Origin of the sequence: Pseudomonas sp. TH06, assembly GCF_016651305.1 — a bacterium.
GTDB lineage: Bacteria > Pseudomonadota > Gammaproteobacteria > Pseudomonadales > Pseudomonadaceae > Aquipseudomonas.
In genome coordinates, this window is sequence record NZ_JAEKEC010000001.1 from 2,528,276 (window position 1) to 2,547,500 (window position 19,225).

The 19,225-nt window shown below is 58.9% G+C and carries 20 protein-coding genes (1 of these 20 only partly in view); 14 read left to right on the top strand and 6 right to left on the bottom strand.

The window, feature by feature from the left end:
• Nucleotides 1-243 precede the first annotated feature (243 nt).
• Together JFT86_RS11395 and sfsA are read left to right on the top strand one after the other, a co-directional pair.
• Nucleotides 244-1,416 (top strand): pyridoxal phosphate-dependent aminotransferase, encoded by a 1,173-nt coding sequence (locus JFT86_RS11395; RefSeq protein WP_103306555.1) that lies wholly within the window; start codon nucleotides 244-246, stop codon nucleotides 1,414-1,416.
• On the top strand, nucleotides 1,416-2,129 hold the full coding sequence (sfsA, locus tag JFT86_RS11400) for a DNA/RNA nuclease SfsA (RefSeq protein ID WP_201236781.1): 714 nt from the start codon (nucleotides 1,416-1,418) through the stop codon (nucleotides 2,127-2,129). The genes JFT86_RS11395 and sfsA overlap by 1 nt, the downstream gene beginning before the upstream one ends.
• Here sfsA and JFT86_RS11405 read toward each other — a convergent pair.
• A complete protein-coding gene (locus JFT86_RS11405) occupies nucleotides 2,126-2,443 on the bottom strand; it encodes a Rieske (2Fe-2S) protein (RefSeq protein ID WP_201236782.1) in 318 nt (105 codons plus the stop codon). The two genes, sfsA and JFT86_RS11405, sit on opposite strands and share 4 nt — an antisense overlap.
• 163 nt (nucleotides 2,444-2,606) lie before the next feature.
• On the opposite strand from JFT86_RS11405, the gene JFT86_RS11410 reads away from it, so the two are divergent.
• From JFT86_RS11410 to JFT86_RS11425, 4 genes are read left to right on the top strand one after another with little or no spacing between them, the layout of a single operon-like run.
• Complete coding sequence (locus tag JFT86_RS11410) at nucleotides 2,607-3,479, top strand: ABC transporter substrate-binding protein (RefSeq protein WP_201236783.1); 873 nt, start codon at nucleotides 2,607-2,609, stop codon at nucleotides 3,477-3,479.
• Between the two features lie 50 nt (nucleotides 3,480-3,529).
• Complete coding sequence (locus JFT86_RS11415) at nucleotides 3,530-4,513, top strand: iron ABC transporter permease (protein ID WP_201238586.1); 984 nt, start codon at nucleotides 3,530-3,532, stop codon at nucleotides 4,511-4,513.
• Entirely contained in the window at nucleotides 4,513-5,280 is a 768-nt protein-coding gene (locus tag JFT86_RS11420) for a heme ABC transporter ATP-binding protein (protein WP_201236784.1), read from the top strand. The genes JFT86_RS11415 and JFT86_RS11420 overlap by 1 nt, the downstream gene beginning before the upstream one ends.
• Before the next feature lie 21 nt (nucleotides 5,281-5,301).
• Nucleotides 5,302-6,150 carry a ChaN family lipoprotein gene (locus JFT86_RS11425; protein ID WP_201236785.1) on the top strand — a complete coding sequence of 283 codons (849 nt, stop codon included), beginning with the start codon at nucleotides 5,302-5,304 and terminating at the stop codon, nucleotides 6,148-6,150.
• Nucleotides 6,151-6,382: 232 nt separating this feature from the next.
• Here the strand turns inward: JFT86_RS11425 and JFT86_RS11430 are convergent, their stop codons facing one another.
• The 4 genes from JFT86_RS11430 to JFT86_RS11445 form a co-directional block, all read right to left on the bottom strand.
• Nucleotides 6,383-7,177, bottom strand: coding sequence for a cyclic nucleotide-binding domain-containing protein (locus tag JFT86_RS11430; protein WP_201236786.1), 795 nt, complete (start codon nucleotides 7,175-7,177; stop codon nucleotides 6,383-6,385).
• Between the two features lie 16 nt (nucleotides 7,178-7,193).
• Nucleotides 7,194-7,466 carry a TfoX/Sxy family protein gene (locus tag JFT86_RS11435; RefSeq protein WP_003228231.1) on the bottom strand — a complete coding sequence of 91 codons (273 nt, stop codon included), beginning with the start codon at nucleotides 7,464-7,466 and terminating at the stop codon, nucleotides 7,194-7,196.
• Between the two features lie 284 nt (nucleotides 7,467-7,750).
• Nucleotides 7,751-8,095, bottom strand: a complete 345-nt coding sequence (locus tag JFT86_RS11440; RefSeq protein ID WP_007909940.1) for a pentapeptide repeat-containing protein — start codon at nucleotides 8,093-8,095, stop codon at nucleotides 7,751-7,753.
• Nucleotides 8,096-8,185: 90 nt separating this feature from the next.
• Entirely contained in the window at nucleotides 8,186-9,742 is a 1,557-nt protein-coding gene (locus JFT86_RS11445) for a bifunctional aminoglycoside phosphotransferase/ATP-binding protein (RefSeq protein ID WP_201236787.1), read from the bottom strand.
• 118 nt (nucleotides 9,743-9,860) lie between these two features.
• Here JFT86_RS11445 and mrcB point away from each other — a divergent pair, with 118 nt between their 5' ends.
• Genes mrcB through JFT86_RS11460 form a run of 3 tightly spaced genes read left to right on the top strand, consistent with a single transcriptional unit; the run spans nucleotide 9,861 to nucleotide 13,286 of the window.
• On the top strand, nucleotides 9,861-12,185 hold the full coding sequence (gene mrcB, locus JFT86_RS11450; protein ID WP_201236788.1) for a penicillin-binding protein 1B: 2,325 nt from the start codon (nucleotides 9,861-9,863) through the stop codon (nucleotides 12,183-12,185).
• Between the two features lie 16 nt (nucleotides 12,186-12,201).
• Nucleotides 12,202-12,951 (top strand): hypothetical protein, encoded by a 750-nt coding sequence (locus tag JFT86_RS11455; protein ID WP_201236789.1) that lies wholly within the window; start codon nucleotides 12,202-12,204, stop codon nucleotides 12,949-12,951.
• Nucleotides 12,951-13,286, top strand: a complete 336-nt coding sequence (locus JFT86_RS11460) for a YqcC family protein (RefSeq protein WP_201236790.1) — start codon at nucleotides 12,951-12,953, stop codon at nucleotides 13,284-13,286. Before JFT86_RS11455 ends, JFT86_RS11460 begins: the two co-directional genes overlap by 1 nt.
• A gap of 110 nt (nucleotides 13,287-13,396) precedes the next feature.
• Here the strand turns inward: JFT86_RS11460 and JFT86_RS11465 are convergent, their stop codons facing one another.
• Nucleotides 13,397-13,813 (bottom strand): DUF4124 domain-containing protein, encoded by a 417-nt coding sequence (locus JFT86_RS11465; protein WP_201236791.1) that lies wholly within the window; start codon nucleotides 13,811-13,813, stop codon nucleotides 13,397-13,399.
• 399 nt (nucleotides 13,814-14,212) lie between these two features.
• Between JFT86_RS11465 and JFT86_RS11470 the strand changes: the two genes are divergently transcribed.
• From JFT86_RS11470 to msrP, 5 genes are all read left to right on the top strand, one after another.
• Nucleotides 14,213-15,937, top strand: coding sequence for an acetolactate synthase 3 large subunit (locus JFT86_RS11470; protein ID WP_201236792.1), 1,725 nt, complete (start codon nucleotides 14,213-14,215; stop codon nucleotides 15,935-15,937).
• Between the two features lie 2 nt (nucleotides 15,938-15,939).
• A complete protein-coding gene (ilvN, locus tag JFT86_RS11475) occupies nucleotides 15,940-16,431 on the top strand; it encodes an acetolactate synthase small subunit (RefSeq protein ID WP_003176102.1) in 492 nt (163 codons plus the stop codon).
• 48 nt (nucleotides 16,432-16,479) lie between these two features.
• On the top strand, nucleotides 16,480-17,496 hold the full coding sequence (gene ilvC, locus JFT86_RS11480; RefSeq protein ID WP_201236793.1) for a ketol-acid reductoisomerase: 1,017 nt from the start codon (nucleotides 16,480-16,482) through the stop codon (nucleotides 17,494-17,496).
• Between the two features lie 146 nt (nucleotides 17,497-17,642).
• Entirely contained in the window at nucleotides 17,643-18,500 is an 858-nt protein-coding gene (gene pssA / locus JFT86_RS11485) for a CDP-diacylglycerol--serine O-phosphatidyltransferase (RefSeq protein ID WP_201236794.1), read from the top strand.
• A gap of 63 nt (nucleotides 18,501-18,563) precedes the next feature.
• Nucleotides 18,564-19,225, top strand: the 5' portion of a protein-coding gene (gene msrP, locus JFT86_RS11490; RefSeq protein WP_201236795.1) for a protein-methionine-sulfoxide reductase catalytic subunit MsrP. Its footprint extends 352 nt past the window's final position; only the first 662 of its 1,014 coding nucleotides appear in the window; it begins with the start codon at nucleotides 18,564-18,566; its stop codon lies off the right edge, out of view.

The window sequence follows — 19,225 nt, forward strand, 5'->3', positions numbered from 1 at the left end:
ACCAGATCAATTCGGCCTGCGCTACTCCCGGATGTCGAGCCCCCGGCGGGTGGCGCTTGCAAATGTTTGGCAAGCCGTGTCTGGCGGTGTGGGAGACCTGTTCAATCACTGATTTTAGTCAATCCTGGAGCGTACGCTCATATCGTTACAGTCCAGCGTTCTTCAGGCTGTGACCTCGGCGGGTTCTCGCTCGTTCCGGGAGATGAGTAGAATCGTCTCTTTTTCGCCGTCGAAGGAAAACCAATGGCTCAGCCCTACAGTGCGCGCAGTCGTGCGATCGAACCGTTCCATGTGATGGCGCTGCTGGCGCGGGCCAATGAATTGCAGGCTGAAGGTCACGACGTTATCCATCTGGAGATCGGCGAGCCGGACTTCACCACGGCCGAGCCGATCATCCGCGCAGGGCAAGCGGCGCTGACGGCGGGCAAGACGCGTTACACCGCCGCGCGCGGCATTCCCGAGTTGCGCGAGGCGATTTCCGGTTTTTATCAGTCGCGTTATGGACTGAACATTGATCCGCGACGAATTCTGATCACACCCGGCGGCTCCGGCGCCTTGTTGCTGGCCAGCGCGTTGCTGGTGGACCCCGGCAAACACTGGCTGTTGGCCGATCCGGGTTATCCGTGTAACCGGCACTTTCTGCGCCTGGTCGAAGGTGCGGCGCAGCTCGTGCCTGTAGGCCCTGACGTGCGCTATCAATTGACGCCAGACCTGGTCGCGCGGCACTGGGATCACGACAGTGTCGGCGCATTGGTGGCTTCGCCCGCCAACCCGACGGGGACGATCCTGACCCGCGATGAGTTGGCCGGGTTATCCACAGCGATCAAGGCGCGACACGGGCATCTGGTCGTCGACGAGATCTACCACGGCCTGACTTACGGCACCGATGCAGCGAGTGTGCTGGAAGTCGATGACAGCGCCTTCGTCCTCAACAGTTTCTCCAAATACTTCGGCATGACCGGTTGGCGTCTGGGCTGGCTGGTCGCGCCGGACGCCGCGGTCAGCGAGCTGGAGAAACTGGCGCAAAATCTCTACATCAGCGCGCCGAGCATGGCGCAGTACGCGGCACTGGCCTGTTTCGAGCCGGACACCATTGCCATTCTCGAGGAGCGCCGCGCTGAATTTGGTCGGCGTCGGGACTTCCTGCTGCCGGCGCTGCGCGAACTGGGTTTCAACATCGCCGTAGAGCCGGAAGGCGCGTTTTACTTGTATGCCGATATCAGCAAGTTCGGCGGTGATGCCTTCGCGTTCTGCCGTCATTTCCTTGAAACCGAGCATGTGGCGTTTACCCCGGGGCTGGATTTCGGCCGCTATCAGGCCAGTCATCATGTGCGTTTTGCCTACACGCAAAACCTCCCTCGCTTACAGGAAGCGGTGGAACGGATCGCCCGTGGCTTGAAGAGCTGGCAAGGCTGATGCGCTTTTATCCTCCTCTGGAAGAGGCGCGGCTGATCCGTCGTTACAAACGCTTTCTCGCTGATGTCGAAACCGTCGGTGGCGAATTGCTGACCCTCCACTGTCCGAACACCGGCTCGATGCTTAATTGTCAGGTCGAAGGCGGGCAGGTCTGGTTCAGTCGTTCCAACGACCCTAAACGCAAATTGCCCGGCACTTGGGAAATCGGCGAAACCCCGCAGGGGCGGCTGTTTTGTGTGAACACCGGGCGCGCCAACGGGCTGGTCGAAGAAGCCTTGCAGGCCGGCGTCATCAGCGAGTTGAACGGATTCACCGCATTGAAGCGTGAAGTGGCGTACGGACAGGAAAAGAGCCGCATTGATTTTCGCCTCGAATACCCAAGCGGCCCCGCTTGTGTAGAAGTGAAAAGCGTCACCCTGGGGTTTGATGGCACGAACGTAGCGGCGTTTCCTGATGCGGTGACCCAGCGTGGCGCCAAGCATTTGCGCGAGCTGGCGCATCTGGCGCGGGACGGGATTCGTGCGGTGCAGTTGTATTGCGTGAATCTCACCGGGATTGAGGCAGTGCGTCCTGCCGTGGAGATCGATTCGGCCTACGCCGATGCCTTACGCGAAGCGGTTGCCGATGGGGTTGAGGTGCTGGCTTATGGGGTGCGGCTGGATCATGAAGAGATAGTGATCGACCGCCGACTCGACGTGCTGCTCAACGGTTAAACATCGATCCACAGGCCCTGCGCATCTTCCCGGCTGGCAATGGCCGTCAACGATTGCCCGGCGCAGGGCCCGGCAACACATTCGCCGTCTTCGATCAGAAACAGTGCGCCGTGCGTCGCGCACTGGATCAGACTGTTGCTCGGGTCGAGAAACTGGTCGGGATGCCATTCCAGTCCCACGCCCCGGTGTGGGCAGCGATTCAGGTAGACATAGGCCTGGCCATTGCGGCGCACGGCAAAGAGCTTTTTGCCGTCGATATCGAAACCGCGGCTGCCGGCCTCGGCCAGTTCGGCACCCGCGCAGAGAAACTTCATGGCTATCCTCTAATGTCCGCTCGTGTCCGGATATGTCCGAGCTTGACGTTTAAATGCAAACAATTATCAAATGGCGGCCGTCGCCCACAGGCGTCTGCCACATGCCGAGGATACTTGGCCTGTCATCCTGATGCCCGGGAAAACCTTGTTCAAGGAAGCTGTTATGCGCCTGAGTACCCGCGTTGCTGTGCTGTGTGCCGGATTTTTCGTCAGTCATCAGGCTGCATCGGCTGATTTGCCGCAACGTTGGGTCAGTGCCGGCGGAGCGTTGTCGGAGTGGGTCAGTGCGTTGGGCGGCGAGGCGAAACTGGTGGGCGTCGATACCACCAGCCAGCATCCCGAATCATTGAAGTCGCTGCCGAGCATCGGTTATCAGCGCAGCCTTTCCGCGGAGGGCATTCTCAGTCTGCGCCCGGACATTCTCATCGGCACCGAAGAAATGGGACCGCCGCCGGTGCTGTCGCAGGTGAAAGCGGCCAAGGTGCAGGTGGAATTGTTCTCGGCTCAGCCGGATCTGCCGACACTGCAAAAGAACGTTACTCATCTGGGGCAATTGCTCGGCGCCGAGTCTCAGGCTGCGCAGTTGCTGCAAAGTTATCATCAGCAACTCGATGCTCAGAAAGCGCGGGTTGTTGAGGCACAGTCCAAACACAAGGCACCGGGTGTGCTGTTGTTGCTCGGCCATGCCGGTGGCAAACCGTTGATCGCCGGCAAGGACACCGCCGCCGACTGGCTGCTGCAACAGGCGGGCGGGCATAACCTCGCCACACACACTGGCTACAAGCCGTTCTCCGTGGAATCCCTTGCCAGTCTTGATCCTGAAGTGCTGGTGTTCGCCGACCGTGCGTTGACCGGTGAGGCGGCGAAAACCGCGTTGTTCAAGGAAAATCCGATTCTCAATTCAAGTCGCGCAGCCAAGGCCGGGCGTGTGCTGGAACTTGATCCGACCCTTTTGGTTGGCGGGCTCGGGCCGCGACTGCCGGCAGCGTTGAAAACCCTGTCTGACGGTTTTTACCCGGCCAAGAGCGGCCAATGACCACACTGGTTAAACCCCGAGGCCTGTTCATTGGCCTGACGCTCCTGTGTTTGCTGGCGATCTGGTTATCGCTGGCGCTGGGGCCGGTCAGCCTGCCGCTGTTCGATACCCTGCGCGCAGCGTTGCGTCTGGTCGGTGTGCCGTTGGCGCCAGACGGTCTGGAGCAGGCTGAACTGATTCTCGGGCAGATTCGTTTGCCGCGAACCCTGCTCGGGCTGGCGGTTGGCGGGGTGCTGGCGTTGTCGGGCGTGGCGATGCAGGGGCTGTTCCGGAATCCGCTGGCGGATCCAGGGCTGGTCGGGGTGTCCAGTGGCGCGGCGTTGGGTGCGGCGATTGCGATTGTCGGCGGCTCGTTTTTCGGTGGTTTGCCGGAGTGGTTCGGGCCTTATCTGTTGTCGATGTGTGCATTTCTGGGTGGGCTCGGGGTGACGGCGCTGGTGTATCGGCTCGGTCGGCGCAACGGGCAAACCAATGTCGCGACCATGTTGCTGGCGGGGATTGCGCTGACGGCGCTGGCCAGTTCGGCGGTCGGCCTGTTCACCTATCTGGCGGACGACGCGACGTTGCGCACGCTGACGTTCTGGAACCTCGGCAGCCTCAATGGCGCCAGTTATGCGCGGTTGTGGCCCCTGCTGATTATCAGTGCAGGCGTTGCGCTGTGGTTGCCGCGTCGGGCGAAAGCATTGAATGCGTTGCTGTTGGGTGAGTCCGAGGCCGGGCATCTGGGGATTGATGTCGAACGGCTCAAACGTGAACTGGTGTTTTGTACGGCGCTGGGTGTCGGCGCGGCGGTGGCAGCAGCGGGGATGATCGGGTTTGTCGGGCTGGTGGTGCCCCATTTGGTGCGCTTGCTGGCGGGGCCTGATCATCGAGTGTTACTGCCGGCCTCGGTGCTGGCCGGGGCGAGCCTGTTGTTGCTGGCCGACCTGGTGGCGCGGCTGGCGCTGGCACCGGCGGAGTTGCCGATCGGTATTGTCACGGCGTTTATCGGCGCGCCATTCTTCCTTTATCTGCTGCTGCGAGGGCGTGCCTGATGTTGCGTGCGCACAATCTGCACATCCTCCGTGGCCGCAAAACCGTGCTCAGCGGAGTGACCTTGCAACTCGAGCCGGGCGAAGTGCTGGGTGTGCTGGGGCCGAACGGCGCCGGTAAGAGCACCTTGCTCGGTGCCTTGTGTGGAGAATTGGCGGCAAGTGAGGGCGAAGTCTCGCTCGATGGTGAAACATTGGCTCACTGGACGGGCACACAGCGCGCTCAGCGATTGGCTGTGTTACCGCAGGTGTCGACGCTGGATTTTGCCTTTCGTGTTGAAGAAGTGGTCGGCATGGGGCGTTTGCCTTATCAGAGCGGTCGGGTGCGTGATGACGAGATTGTCGCCGCAGCACTGGCAGCGGCAGATGCCGGGCATCTGAGCGGGCGCAGTTATCTGGCGTTGTCGGGTGGCGAGCGTCAGCGCGTGCATCTGGCGCGGGTACTGGCGCAGCTCTGGCCGGGACAGGTCGGGCAAACGCTGCTGCTGGATGAACCGACGTCGATGCTTGATCCTCTGCATCAACACACCACTCTACAAGCCGTGCGCGAGTTTGCTGACCGTGGTGCGGCGGTGCTGGTGATCTTGCATGATCTGAATCTGGCGGCGCGCTATTGTGATCGCGTGTTGCTGCTTGAGGGCGGACGACCGGTAGCACTGGATACGCCGCAGCAAGTGCTGCAACCGGATACTCTCAAAGACGTGTTCGGTCTTGAAGTGCTGGTGCAACCGCACCCGGAGCGTGGGCATCCGCTGATCATCGCCCGCTGAATTTTTTGTCGAGGTGATTGCATGCGCGGGATGTGGCTGTTGGCGATGCTGTGGCTTGCTGGGTGCCAGCATGTTGCCGCGCCGCCAATCGGTGGTGAGATTCGTGATCTGCAAAGTGGCCAGGTGCTGACGGCGCAGCAATTACTGACGCGCCTTGCAGCACCGTCGCGGGTAATCATCGGCGAGCAGCATGACAACGCCGATCACCACGCCGTCGAATTGTGGCTGCTGCAGTCGCTTGGCGAGCAGCGTCCTGAGGGAAGTCTGCTTTTGGAAATGCTCACGCCGGATCAGCAGACAAAGGTTGATGCGGTGCGGCAGTCCGCGCAGATGCCAAACGATCTCCCCGGCGCGCTGGCCTGGCAGGAGGGTTGGGACTGGAATCTCTACGGGCCGATTGTCCGTTTCGCCCTCACACAACCGTACCCGTTGCGGGCGGCCAATCTGGATAACGCTGAAATCCGCGCTTTCTATCGCAATCCGCCAGTCTTGAGTGGTCGGCGCAGCAATGCTGATGACGTGAAGGCGACTTTGCTGGGGCAGATCAGCGAGTCTCACTGTGGCTTGCTGCCAGAGTCGCAGATGCCGGCGATGCTGGCGGTTCAACAACAACGCGATCGACGTATGGCCGAGCGTTTATTGGCAGCGCCGACACCTTCCTTGTTGCTGGCTGGCGCATGGCATGCGCGCAAGGATGTCGGGGTGCCGCTGCATGTTGTGGACTTGGGCGCGACCCAGGCACCCAAGGTGCTGATGCTGGCGGAGCAGGGTGCCGACATCACTGCGAAGATGGCCGATTATGTCTGGTACACAGCGGCTACGCCCAAGCGCGATTACTGTGAAGAGATGCGCAAACAGTTCGGAAAATGACTTTTCCACAGGCAAAAAAAGACCCGGTAAAAACCGGGTCAAATAACCGTGATTAGCCTGATGAGGAGATAATCTGAGAGTCCGAACCAAGGGCTTTTCAGAATATCGACTGATCTCGCGACCAGTTGTGATAATCATAGCGATTCTCATTACCAAGTCAACCGCTGTTTCTGGATTTATTTTATTTAGTCTCTGAAATGGCCTGTGTGCCCTGTAAATAAAGGGCTCGGCGCTATTCCTTGTTTGCGCTCAACTGAATGATCTGGCGGTTGAGTTGGCCGATTCGTCGGGCCATGCTCTCGATCAGGCTGTGGGCAATTTTCGGATTGCTGCGGGTCATGCTCAAAAAATGATCAGCGGGAATCAGCATCACCGTGCTCCGTTCACGGGCAATCACGGTGGCGTTGCGCGGTTCACCGGTGAACACAGCCATGGCACCGAAAATTTCGTCCTTGGGCACCTCGCCAACCTTCTGCCCATCGACAAAAGCTTCGGCATGCCCGTCGATGATCACAAATACGTGATCGGCGGCGTCGTCTTGGTGAATCAGGATTTCACCGGCCTCGACCCGTTTGAAACCGTTGGTGCTGCGAAACTCTCGCGGTTTCAGCTCGGCCACTGCGTGGGCGAGCAGAGCCATCTGGCCCAGGACGTATTGGATAAATTGTTCCGCCCGATTGGTATCGGCAAACAAGTGCTGCAACACATCACTGCGCCGATAGGGCGTCAAACGCAACGGCCCGTCACTGCACAGGCGCGAATCGCCCCAATCATCACCTCGCAGGAGACCGATGAAATCGCCCTCCTGCCAATAAAACAGTGCGCGTGTGCCGATGTAGCCGGTGATCACACCTTCAGTCAGCAAAAACAGCTGATCGCCAGGTAGCTGCGACATCAAATCCTCAGTCGCTTCCAGCTCAAGTGCCGGCCCGCACGATTCAAGGCCTTCCAGCCACTGTGCAGGCAAATTCTGCAAACGGTTGATCAATGCGTCGGCAAGCGCCGATTGTTCCCCAAGCAGGTACATGACGGTCAGCGCCCGTTCAGTTCTTGTGACGCGAGGAAATGGCTTCGAGTTGCTTGTTCAGAGCGTCCTTGCGTTCGGCCGGGATGTCGTTCCAATGCACATCCATCAGCGCGCCCTCGATCGCATACAGCAACACCTTCGACGCACGAAACCCGCGGGTACGCACGGCCCGGTAGGCGTCTACCGCGCCCAGGCGCCGCAAGTCCGAGGCGCTGTGGATGCCCACGGCATGCAGCCATTGCGCCGACGTCTTGCCAAGATTCTTCAGGTGTTGCAGTTCATCATTCATCAAGCCTCCTTGCGACGGCCGAATGGTGCGTGGGCGAGCTTCTCAGGAGTGTAGCCATCAGTAGGAAAAGCGTGGTTGTTTGGTCGGATTCAGCCCAAACGCTTCTAAGAAAGGGCGCTTGAATGGCCTGCGGACGCAGAAAGGAGGGGGGCACAGATCATTGTAGGAGTGAGCCTGCTCGCGATAGCGGACTGACAGGCAACATATTTGTTGAATGTTGGACCGATATCGCGAGCAGGCTCGCTCCTACAGGGGTAGGCGTTATGTCTGGGAGTGAGGGAGATTTAGCGAGTGCGATAACGCAGGCGCGTACCGAAATTCATCGACATCAGAATCTCGTCGGCACTCAGCTCCGGCGGGAAGTACGCCCCGGAAATCTGCGCGTGAGCCAGGCTTGCGCCTTCCAGCGATGCGTTACGGAAGTCGATGCCACGCAAATCGGCGGAACGGAAATACGCGTCCCTGAAATCCACGCCATCGGCGTTCAGTTCACGCAAGTCGAGACCCCGGAAGTCGCCGCCGACCATGTCGATCGGGCCGTCTTGCGGGCGCTCCTTGTTGAAACCTGTGATGTCATCTTTGTGCAGCAAGGCATACAGCGGGGTGTCGAGAAGTTTCGGCTGGCTCATGTCATATCACCGTTGGTTTTATGACGCCAGTATAGTGCCACTATTTGACGGCCGTGAAGCCAGCGAGGGCTCCACGGCCGAAATAGTTGCTTACAGGCCTGGCAGGCGTTGGCGAATTTGCGCGACCACGGTGTCCAGCGTGCCGGATTCATTGGTTTGCACGCGTTTACTGCGCAGAATCTCTTCCGGCGTCAGTGCTTCACGGTTGGCCTGTTGGGCTTCGATCACGGCCAGGGTGGCGTCGGACGGATCTTGTTTGTCTGCCTGACGAATCGCCAGCCAGCTCTCGATCACTGCTTGTGGTGCGTTGCAGTCGAGGATCAGGAACGGCGTCCCGGTGGCTTCGGCGATTTTTGCGGCGCTGTCGCGTTGCTCACGCTTCAGGTAAGTCGCATCGATGACCACCGGGAAACCGGCGTGCAGGATCACTTCAGCGATTTCATGCAGGCGCGCATAAGTCTTGGTGCTGGCGTCGGCGCTATAAATGCCGGCCTGCACATCATTGGCCACAGTTTGCTCGCCGAACAGACGCTTGCGCTCAACATCGGAACGCAGACGAATCGCGCCCAGCGCTTCGACCAGGCGCATGGCCACGTGGCTTTTACCGACAGCGGAAACACCGTGGGTGATGGCCATGAAACGCGAAGGAATAGTGCTGTAGCTTTCCGCCAGGTTGGCGTAGTTGCGGTACTGGCGCAGGGTAGTAGCGCGCTGCACCGGAGTCGCGTCCGCCGGCATGCTGAACAGTGCAACCTTGGCGCGAACCAGTGCGCGATAGGCTTTATAGAAGTTCAACACTTCCAGGCCTTGATAGTCGCCGGTCAGCTCCAGGTATTGGCTGATGAAGCGGCGAGCCAACGATTTCAGGCCACGGTCTTCCAGGTCCATCGCCAGGAAGCCGGTGTCGGCCCAGACGTCGGTGAAGCGGAACGGTTCGTTGAACTCGATGCAGTCGAAGATCACCACTTTGCCGTCGATGACGGTGGCGTTGCCCAAGTGGATGTCGCCGTGGCATTCGCGGGTGAAACCCTCGGTCTTGCGCTGGGCGAACAGCGGCTTGAGGCGTTCGAAGCTGCTTTCGGCCCAGGCTTTCAGTGCCTCGAGTTGCAGCAAATCGTTTTTGTCGCTGAGGAACGGCAGGATCTGTTCGAAGTTTTGCGCGACTGGTGCCATCACGCTGTCCGGGGTGCCGGCGTCGTGTTCGGCCGGGACTTTTGGCGCGCTGAGGTGGAAACGGGCGATCTGCTCGGCCATTTCGTCGATGTGCTGGGTGGTCAGCTCGCCGTTGGCTTGCAGGGTGCTGAGCAAACCGGTCTGCGGGAACTGGCGCATTTTCAGCACGTATTCGATGGCCGGACCGTCGCCGCCCAGTTGCGGAGCTTCGATGCTGCCGGTGACCGGCAACACTTCCAGGTACAAATCGTCGGTCAGACGCTGGTTCAGACGCAGCTCTTCAGCGCAAAAATGCTCGCGTTGTTCGAGGTTGGTGAAGTCGAGGAAGCCGAAATTCACGGGCTTCTTCACTTTATAAGCGAAGGGACCGGTGAGGATCACCCACGAGATATGGGTTTCGATGACCTGGAATCCTTCGACGGGGTGCGGGTAGAGGGCCGGGTTTTGCAGGGCAGCGATCAGTGACTGGCTCACGGGCGATCCTTCAGAGACTGGGGGAAATTCGAGGTCGCCATTATGGCCGCTCGCCAGCCCGACGCAAACCTCGGAGCGCTCCTGTTGAGTATGAATAAAGTGCGTATAATCCGCCGCCATGACTCGATCTCGATCCCCCCGTACCAAGAAAAAACCACCATCCAAGGGCCTGCGCCCGTGGCTGAGCTGGGCCATTAAACTCAGTCTGGTCGGCCTTGTGGTGCTGGCCGGCTTCGCCGTTTACCTCGATGCCGTGGTGCAGGAGAAGTTCTCCGGCAAGCGCTGGACCATCCCGGCCAAGGTATACGCGCGCCCGCTCGAGCTGTTCGTCGGACAAAAGCTCAGCAAGGACGATTTCCTCACCGAACTCGATGCCCTCGGCTATCGTCGCGAAGCCGTGAGCAATGGCCCCGGTGCCGCAGCGGTCTCCGGCAACACCGTCGATTTGAATACCCGTGGTTTCCAGTTCTATGAAGGTCTGGAGAAACCGCAGCCGGTGCGCGTGCGTTTCTCGGGTGATTACGTCGCCGAACTGTCGGCGACCAATGGCTCCAAGCTGTCGGTGGTGCGACTGGAACCGCTGCTGATCGGCGGGATTTATCCGAAGAACCTCGAAGACCGCATCCTGATCAAGCTTGATCAGGTGCCGCCGTACCTGCTCGAAACGCTGGTCGCCGTCGAAGACCGCGATTTCTACAGTCACTGGGGTGTGTCGCCGAAATCGATTGCTCGCGCGATCTGGGTAAACACCTCCGGCGGCAAGATGACTCAGGGCGGCAGTACGCTGACCCAGCAGTTGGTGAAAAACTTCTACCTGACTGGCGAACGCAGCCTCAGCCGCAAGCTCACCGAAGCAATGATGGCGATGCTTCTTGAGCTGCATTACGACAAAAAGGAAATCCTTGAGGCCTACCTCAACGAGGTCTTTGTCGGTCAGGACGGTCAGCGTGCGGTGCACGGTTTCGGTCTGGCCAGCCAGTTCTTCTTCGGTCAGCCATTGTCCGAGCTGAAACTGCATCAGGTTGCGTTGCTGGTCGGCATGGTCAAGGGGCCGTCCTACTACAACCCGCGTCGCAACCCGGAACGTGCGCTGGAGCGGCGTAACCTGGTGCTCGACGTGCTTGAGCAACAAGGCGTAGCCACGGCCGAGCAGGTTGAAGCAGCGAAGAAAATGCCGCTGGGTGTGACCACTCGCGGCAAACTCGCTGACAGCTCCTTCCCGGGCTTTATCGATCTGGTCAAGCGTCAGTTGCGCGAAGACTATCGCGACGAAGACTTGACCGAAGAAGGCCTGCGGATCTTCACCAGTTTCGACCCGATCCTGCAGATGAAGGCTGAAGCCTCGGTCAACGACACCTTCAAGCGTCTGGCCGGGCGCAAGGGCTCCGATGACGTGGAAGCGGCGATGGTCGTGACCAACCCGGAAACCGGCGAAGTCCAGGCGATGATCGGCAGCCGACAGGCGAGTTTTGCCGGTTTCAATCGTGCGCTCGACGCCGTGCGGCCGATCGGTTCGTTGATCAAGCCAGCGGTTTATCTGACTGCGCTGGAAAAACCGAGCCAGTACACGCTGACCAGTTGGCTGTCGGATGACCCCCTGACGGTCAAAGGCGCGGACGGTCAGGTGTGGAAACCGCAGAACTACGATCGTCGTTCACACGGCACAGTGTTCCTTTATCAAGGCTTGGCGCACTCCTACAACCTGTCGACCTCGCGTCTGGGCCTGGAAGTGGGCGTGCCGAATGTTCTCAAAACGCTCGGACGTCTGGGCGTAACGCGGGAATTCCCGGCGTACCCGTCGATGTTGCTCGGTGCCGGCGGCATGACTCCGATCGAAGTCGCGACCATGTACCAGACCCTCGCCAACGGTGGCTTCAATACGCCGATGCGTGGGATTCGCAGCGTACTGACCGCCGAAGGCGAGCCGCTCAAGCGTTATCCGTTCCAGATTCAGCAGCGTTTCGATCCGGCCTCCATCTACCTGATCCAGAACGCCATGCAGCGGGTCATGCGTGAAGGTACCGGCAGTTCGGTTTATAACGTGTTACCGAAAACCCTGAACCTGGCCGGCAAGACCGGGACCAGTAACGATTCGCGTGACAGTTGGTTCGCCGGTTTCAGTCAGGATCTGCTGGCGGTGGTGTGGCTGGGTCGTGATGACAACGGCAAGACACCGTTCACCGGTGCCACCGGTGCGTTGCAGGTCTGGACCAGTTTCATGCGCAAGGCTGATCCGCTGCCGCTGGACATGCCGCAGCCGGACAACGTCGTACAGGCGTGGGTCGATTCGCGTACTGGGCAAGGCTCTGACGCCAACTGCCCGGGGGCAGTGCAGATGCCGTATATTCGCGGCAGCGAACCGCCTCCCGGCGCTGCGTGTGCAGGTGAAACACCTGCCAGCGGCGAATCGGTGATGGATTGGGTCAAGGGCTGGATGAATTAAGCAAAGAGGGTTTCAAGTGAACAAGTGGTTGATTCCAGCGGTGACCGCCGTGGCTTTGCTCAGCGGCTGCTCTACCGTACAGCGTGGTTCGATCCCGGTGGTCGATTCGGGTACGGCGGTATCCAACAGCGAACGCATTTCGGCCAATGGCGGCTTCCGCCAAACGACCGTCAAGCGTCCTGTGCAGGCGCAGACTCAGGCTATCCCGCAAGGCGACACTGGCGTGGTGGTGATGGTGCCGGGTGGCGGCGCGACGACATCGACACCGATCAGTGCTTCGCCGATCGTGCCGGGTCCGGCGTCGGGCGGCATCACGTCGGGGCCTTACAATCCTTCGCCGGCCGAGTCGGCTCCGATCAACACCGGCAGCTACAGCATGCCTTCGACACCGAGCGGTATTCCTTCGGCCAGCAGTGGCGGCGGTCTCTCGGCCGACGAGCAACTGGACGGCCCGGTGCTTGCCTTGCTGACCACAGCTCAACAGCAACAGGCAGGTGGCGACCTCAACGGTGCGTCTTCCAGTCTGGAACGCGCGCAACGCGTAGCGCCGCGTGAGCCACAAGTGCTCTATCGTCTGGCGCAGGTGCGCATGGCTCAAGGCGATGCGCCGCAAGCCGAGCAATTCGCTCGCCGTGCGCTGACCATGGCCAACGGCCGTCCGGACTTGCAGGCCAATCTGTGGGACATCATTGCTCAGTCCCGCGAGAAACAAGGTGATTCCGCTGGCGCAGCCCTGGCCCGTCAGAAGGCCAAGGTATCGCTGTGATGGACGTTCGTTTCCCGAAAATCGCCGATCAGTTGTTGCTGATCGAGCGTGAACTGCGTACGCAGGGCTGGTGGGATGAAGTTCAGCCATCGGTCGAAGCCTTGAGCAGTGTCGAGCCGTTTTCGGTCGACACGCTCGATTTCGAGCAATGGCTGCAATGGATCTTCCTGCCGCGGATGAAGATGATCCTCGAGCAGGATCTGCCGCTACCGAATGCCTCGGGCATTCAGGAAATGGCCGAAATGGTTTTTGCCCAGCGCAATCTGCAGGGCAAGGATCGCCAGTTGCAGGTGCTGCTCAAAGAGTTTGACCTGCTGATCACTGCCTCGCGCTGATCGAGTCCTTTCTGGAACGGACACCGGATCAATGTAGGAGCTGCCGCAGGCTGCGATCTTTTGATCTTTAAAATCAAAAGATCGCAGCCTGCGGCAGCTCCTACAGGCGTCTATTCACAATTCTGCGCAATCTGCTTCTGAGCTTCGGCGATACGTTCCTGGCGCTGCGCATCATCAATCCGGCGCAACTGCCCCTCCACCTCTTCCCGCAAGCGCGGATTGTTCTGCAACTGCGCAAGGTTCGTGCGCGCCTGTTCGCAAAACTGTTTGAGCTGTGCCTGTTGGTCGGCGACCTGTTTCTTCACCTTGTCATCAATCGCCTTCTGATTGCCCAATACACTGCTGCCCGACATTGCCGCAGGTTTCGGTGGGGGTGAGGAGGGCGTCTGCAAGGTTGTCGACTGCTGACCTTGTGGCGGCTGCGAATCAAAGTGCGTAACACCTTGGGCGTCGACCCATTTGTAGATTTGAGCGGCCATGCACCATGGGCTGAGGCCGATCAGCAGAGTGAGGAGGAGCGTTCGCATGCTGATTCCTTGGCAAAATTGCGCAATTGACGCTAACAGAGTAGCTGTTTTCAGGTTTTTTCTTGCGTTCTCATGTGCTTACCCACAATTAGTCACATAGACGGCTTGACTTGGAGAGGGCGAAACAGAAGAATCCAAAGTCCGCTGTAGAGGGACTGCCAGAAGCAGACCCACTCGGTAGATCATGAGGCGCACATCCGCGCCGACCTGTTACACCCGCAACGCGTTACCTCGCGCTGGGTGGGAAAGGCCCGCAACACTTGGGACGATCCCAATACTTGCTCAGTCAGTGCTGACGTAGTCGGCGACCACCGTCGCTCATGCTCTGCCGAGAAGTAAACCTATTAAGACCCGCCCCTTTTTTGTGGACGGTATTCTGGCGTTTTAGAGGTGAACAACGTGGAGCTTTTATCTGGCGGTGAGATGCTCGTCCGCTTCTTGCGTGACGAAGGCGTCAAATATATCTACGGGTACCCGGGTGGTGCTCTCCTGCATGTTTACGATGCCCTGTTCAAAGAACCGGAAGTGACCCACATCCTGGTTCGTCACGAACAAGCGGCGACCCATATGGCTGACGGCTACGCCCGTGCCACCGGTAAAGCCGGCGTGGTATTGGTGACTTCCGGTCCAGGCGCCACAAACGCCATTACCGGTATTGCCACCGCCTATATGGACTCGATTCCAATGGTGATCATTTCCGGTCAGGTGCCAAGCACCATGGTCGGCACCGACGCGTTCCAGGAAACCGACATGATCGGTATCTCCCGGCCGATCGTGAAGCACAGCTTCATGATCAAGCACGCTTCGGAAATCCCGGAAGTCATGAAGAAAGCCTTCTACCTGGCGCAATCCGGTCGTCCGGGCCCGGTCGTGGTCGATATCCCGAAAGACATGACCAACCCGGCCGAGAAATTCGAATACGTCTTCCCGAAAAAAGCCAAGCTGCGTTCCTACAGCCCGGCCGTTCGTGGCCACTCGGGGCAAATCCGCAAGGCGGCAGAAATGCTCCTGGCGGCCAAGCGCCCAGTGCTGTACTCCGGTGGTGGCGTGATTCTGGGCAACGGTTCCGCACCGCTGACCGAACTGGCGAAAATGCTCAACTTGCCAGTGACCAATACGTTGATGGGCCTGGGTGGTTTCCCGGGTACTGATCGTCAGTTCATCGGCATGCTGGGTATGCACGGCAGCTACACCGCCAACCTGGCGATGCACCATGCTGATGTGATCCTGGCTGTCGGCGCACGTTTCGACGATCGCGTGATCAACGGCGCGGCGAAGTTCTGCCCGAATGCCAAGATCATCCACATCGACATCGACCCGGCTTCGATCTCCAAGACCATTAAAGCCGACGTGCCAATCGTTGGTCCGGTGGAGAGCGTCCTGACCGAAATGGTCGCGATCCTCAAGGAAATCGGCGAGACCCCGAACAAGGAGTCCGTGGCCAGTTGGTGGAAACAGGTTGATGAATGGCGCGGTGATCGCGGCCTGTTCCCTTACGACAAGGGCGACGGCAGCAAGATCAAACCGCAGACCGTGATCGAAACCCTCTGCGAAGTGACCAAGGGCGATGCCTTTATCACTTCCGACGTGGGCCAGCACCAGATGTTCGCTGCGCAGTACTACACGTTCAACAAGCCGAACCGCTGGATCAACTCCGGTGGTCTGGGCACCATGGGCTTCGGTTTCCCGGCGGCGATGGGCATCAAGTTGAGCTTCCCGGAAGACGACGTTGCCTGCGTTACCGGTGAAGGCAGTATCCAGATGAACATCCAGGAGCTGTCGACCTGCCTGCAATATGGCTTGCCAGTAAAAATCGTCATCCTGAACAACGGTGTTCTGGGGATGGTTCGTCAGTGGCAGGACATGAGCTATGGCAGCCGTCACTCGCACTCGTACATGGAATCGTTGCCTGACTTCGTCAAGTTGGCTGAAGCCTATGGTCACGTTGGCATGCGCATCACCGACTCGAAAGACTTGAAGTCGCAGATGGCGGAAGCGTTTGCCATGAAGGATCGCCTGGTTGTGATCGATATTTCGGTCGATACCAGCGAGCACGTCTACCCGATGCAGATCAAAGACGGCTCCATGCGCGATATGTGGCTGAGCAAGACGGAGCGTACTTAATCATGCGGCACATTATTTCCTTGCTTCTGGAAAACGAACCCGGCGCTTTGTCTCGTGTAGTCGGCCTGTTCTCGCAGCGCAACTACAACATCGAAAGCCTGACCGTGGCCCCGACCGAAGACCCGACCCTGTCGCGTCTGACGCTGACCACCGTTGGCCACGATGAAGTTATCGAGCAGATCACCAAAAACCTGAACAAGCTGATCGAAGTGGTCAAGCTGGTGGACCTGTCGGAAAGTGCTCACATCGAGCGCGAACTGATGCTGGTCAAGGTCAAGGCCACTGGCGCCCAGCGCGCCGAGATCAAACGCACCACCGATATTTACCGTGGACAGATCGTCGATGTCAGTGCCAGCGTGTATACCGTTCAATTGACCGGTACCAGCGACAAGCTCGACAGCTTCATTCAGTCCATCGGCACCGCATCGATTCTGGAAACCGTCCGTAGCGGCGTGACCGGCATTGCCCGCGGCGACAAAGTACTCAGCATCTAAACCAAATTAGCGAATGGCCTGAACGGCCTGGATATAAAGGGGAAATTCATGAAAGTTTTCTACGATAAAGACTGCGACCTGTCGATCATCCAGGGCAAGAAAGTTGCCATCATCGGTTATGGTTCCCAGGGCCACGCCCAAGCGTGCAACCTGAAAGACTCCGGTGTCGACGTTACCGTTGGTCTGCGTAAAGGTTCGGCCACCGTTGCCAAAGCTGAAGCCCATGGCCTGAAAGTGACCGACGTTGCTTCTGCTGTTGCTGCTGCCGACCTGGTCATGATCCTGACCCCGGACGAGTTCCAGTCTTCCCTGTACAAGAACGAAATCGAGCCGAACATCAAGAAAGGCGCCACCCTGGCCTTCTCCCACGGTTTCGCGATCCACTACAACCAGGTTGTTCCGCGTGCCGACCTCGACGTGGTCATGATCGCGCCGAAAGCCCCGGGCCACACCGTACGTTCCGAGTTCGTGAAAGGCGGCGGTATCCCTGACCTGATCGCGATCTACCAGGACGCCTCGGGCAACGCCAAAAACGTTGCTCTGTCCTACGCGGCAGGTGTTGGTGGCGGTCGTACCGGCATCATCGAAACCACCTTCAAGGACGAGACCGAAACCGACCTGTTCGGCGAACAAGCCGTTCTGTGCGGCGGTACCGTTGAACTGGTAAAAGCCGGTTTCGAAACCCTGGTTGAAGCTGGCTACGCGCCGGAAATGGCTTACTTCGAGTGCCTGCACGAACTGAAACTGATCGTTGACCTCATGTACGAAGGCGGTATCGCCAACATGAACTACTCGATCTCCAACAACGCTGAATACGGCGAGTACGTGACGGGTCCGGAAGTGATCAACGCCGAATCCCGTCAGGCCATGCGCAACGCCCTGAAACGTATTCAGGACGGCGAATACGCCAAAATGTTCATCAGCGAAGGCGCAACCGGCTACCCTTCGATGACCGCCAAGCGTCGTAACAACGCCGCTCACGGTATCGAAATCATCGGCGAGCAACTGCGCTCCATGATGCCGTGGATCGGTGCCAACAAGATCGTCGACAAAGCCAAAAACTAAGTCGTCGTCCCTTGTACGAAAAACGCGGCCTCGGCCGCGTTTTTTCGTTTGAGACTGTGGTTCTGGTATAAAGCTGCATCGTTTGTGGCCGAACCGTCGTCCCAGACACCTGTCGAATTTCTCCAAACCGTTGCAAGGTAATGTCCATGAGCGAACGTCCCGAAGAGCCGAACAAGGCTTCTGACGCCGAAAGCCTGCTGCCCATCGATGAACACATCGAAGAAGGGCACGACGCAGAAGGTCGTAAAGTCCGGCATCGTGGTATCTATCTGCTGCCGAATCTGTTCACCACTGCCAACCTGTTCGCAGGCTTCTATTCCATCATCAACTCGATGAGTGCCCAGGCTGCCTTGAGCGCCGGGGACTCCGCCAGCGCGAGCAAGTACTTCGCGTTTGCTGCGATCGCAATTTTCGTCGCCATGGTGCTCGACGGTCTCGATGGCCGTGTGGCTCGCATGACCAATACGCAAAGCGCGTTCGGCGCCGAGTATGACTCGCTGTCGGACATGGTTGCCTTTGGTGTTGCGCCTGCATTGCTCGCCTTTGGCTGGGCATTGGGTGACATGGGCAAGGTCGGCTGGATGGTTGCCTTCATTTATGTAGCGGGCGCGGCATTGCGTCTGGCGCGTTTCAACACTCAGGTTGGCACTGCGGACAAACGCTATTTCATCGGTCTGGCCAGTCCGGCTGCGGCCGGCGTGGTGGCGGGCATCGTCTGGGCGTTCAGCGATTACGGCATTCAGGGTTCGAAGATGTCCTTCCTGGTCGCGCTGATGGTGGCGGCGGCCGGCATGCTGATGGTCAGCAACATCAAGTACAACAGCTTCAAGGAGCTGGACTTGAAAGGGCGGGTGCCTTTCGTTGCGATTCTCGCAGTGGTGTTGGTGTTCGCCGTGGTCTTCAGCGATCCGCCGCGCATTCTGTTGCTGGTGTTCCTCGCCTATGCGGCTTCGGGACCGATTCAGTACCTTTTGCATCTTCGTCGGCACAAAAACGTCGAGTGATGTAATTTCCCTCATACTCCGCAGTCTACGGGTGCATCTGTCCTCCAAAGCTGCGGAGTTGTCATGCTGATCAAAATCCCTAAAGCGTCTGACTGCCATGAGTCGGATGTCACGTCTGAATCCATTTACATTTCTCGACGTCAGTTGCTCGGAGCCACCGCGGCCGGTATTGCCGTGGGCAGTCTTCCGCGCTGGGCCAGTGCCGACGATGCGGCGCGATATGCCGATGTCGAGACCGGCAAGGCACCTGCCTGGCTTGCCGATAAGCTCTCTGCTACCAAGTGGGGCGCTGTCAATGTCAAGGATGAGGCGATCACACCTTATAAAGACGCCACCCACTACAACAACTTCTATGAGTTTGGTACCGACAAGGGCGATCCGGCGGCGAATGCCGGTTCGCTGAAAACCGAACCGTGGAGTGTGGTGGTGGACGGCGAGGTGGGGAAGCCAGGGCGTTATGCGCTGGAAGACTTCATGAAGCCGTATCAATTGGAGGAGCGTATTTATCGCCTGCGCTGTGTTGAGGCGTGGTCGATGGTTATTCCGTGGATTGGTTTTCCGATTTCGGCACTGCTCAAGCAAGTCGAGCCAACCTCGAATGCCAAATACATCCGCTTTGAAACCTTGCAGGATCCCAAGAGCATGCCGGGACAGCGGTCTGGTTTTGCTTTGATCGACTGGCCTTATGTAGAGGGCTTGCGACTGGATGAGGCGATGAATCCTTT

Coding starts and splice junctions, on each gene's coding strand:
- JFT86_RS11435 (WP_003228231.1), bottom strand. CDS start 7,466: ATGAATGATGAACTGCAACACCTGAAGAATCTTGGCAAGACGTCGGCG.
- JFT86_RS11460 (WP_201236790.1), top strand. CDS start 12,951: ATGGACGTTCGTTTCCCGAAAATCGCCGATCAGTTGTTGCTGATCGAG.
- JFT86_RS11425 (WP_201236785.1), top strand. CDS start 5,302: ATGCGCGGGATGTGGCTGTTGGCGATGCTGTGGCTTGCTGGGTGCCAG.
- ilvC (WP_201236793.1), top strand. CDS start 16,480: ATGAAAGTTTTCTACGATAAAGACTGCGACCTGTCGATCATCCAGGGC.
- JFT86_RS11420 (WP_201236784.1), top strand. CDS start 4,513: ATGTTGCGTGCGCACAATCTGCACATCCTCCGTGGCCGCAAAACCGTG.
- pssA (WP_201236794.1), top strand. CDS start 17,643: ATGAGCGAACGTCCCGAAGAGCCGAACAAGGCTTCTGACGCCGAAAGC.
- JFT86_RS11405 (WP_201236782.1), bottom strand. CDS start 2,443: ATGAAGTTTCTCTGCGCGGGTGCCGAACTGGCCGAGGCCGGCAGCCGC.
- sfsA (WP_201236781.1), top strand. CDS start 1,416: ATGCGCTTTTATCCTCCTCTGGAAGAGGCGCGGCTGATCCGTCGTTAC.
- JFT86_RS11395 (WP_103306555.1), top strand. CDS start 244: ATGGCTCAGCCCTACAGTGCGCGCAGTCGTGCGATCGAACCGTTCCAT.
- JFT86_RS11410 (WP_201236783.1), top strand. CDS start 2,607: ATGCGCCTGAGTACCCGCGTTGCTGTGCTGTGTGCCGGATTTTTCGTC.
- JFT86_RS11465 (WP_201236791.1), bottom strand. CDS start 13,813: ATGCGAACGCTCCTCCTCACTCTGCTGATCGGCCTCAGCCCATGGTGC.
- mrcB (WP_201236788.1), top strand. CDS start 9,861: ATGACTCGATCTCGATCCCCCCGTACCAAGAAAAAACCACCATCCAAG.
- JFT86_RS11430 (WP_201236786.1), bottom strand. CDS start 7,177: ATGTACCTGCTTGGGGAACAATCGGCGCTTGCCGACGCATTGATCAAC.
- JFT86_RS11440 (WP_007909940.1), bottom strand. CDS start 8,095: ATGAGCCAGCCGAAACTTCTCGACACCCCGCTGTATGCCTTGCTGCAC.
- ilvN (WP_003176102.1), top strand. CDS start 15,940: ATGCGGCACATTATTTCCTTGCTTCTGGAAAACGAACCCGGCGCTTTG.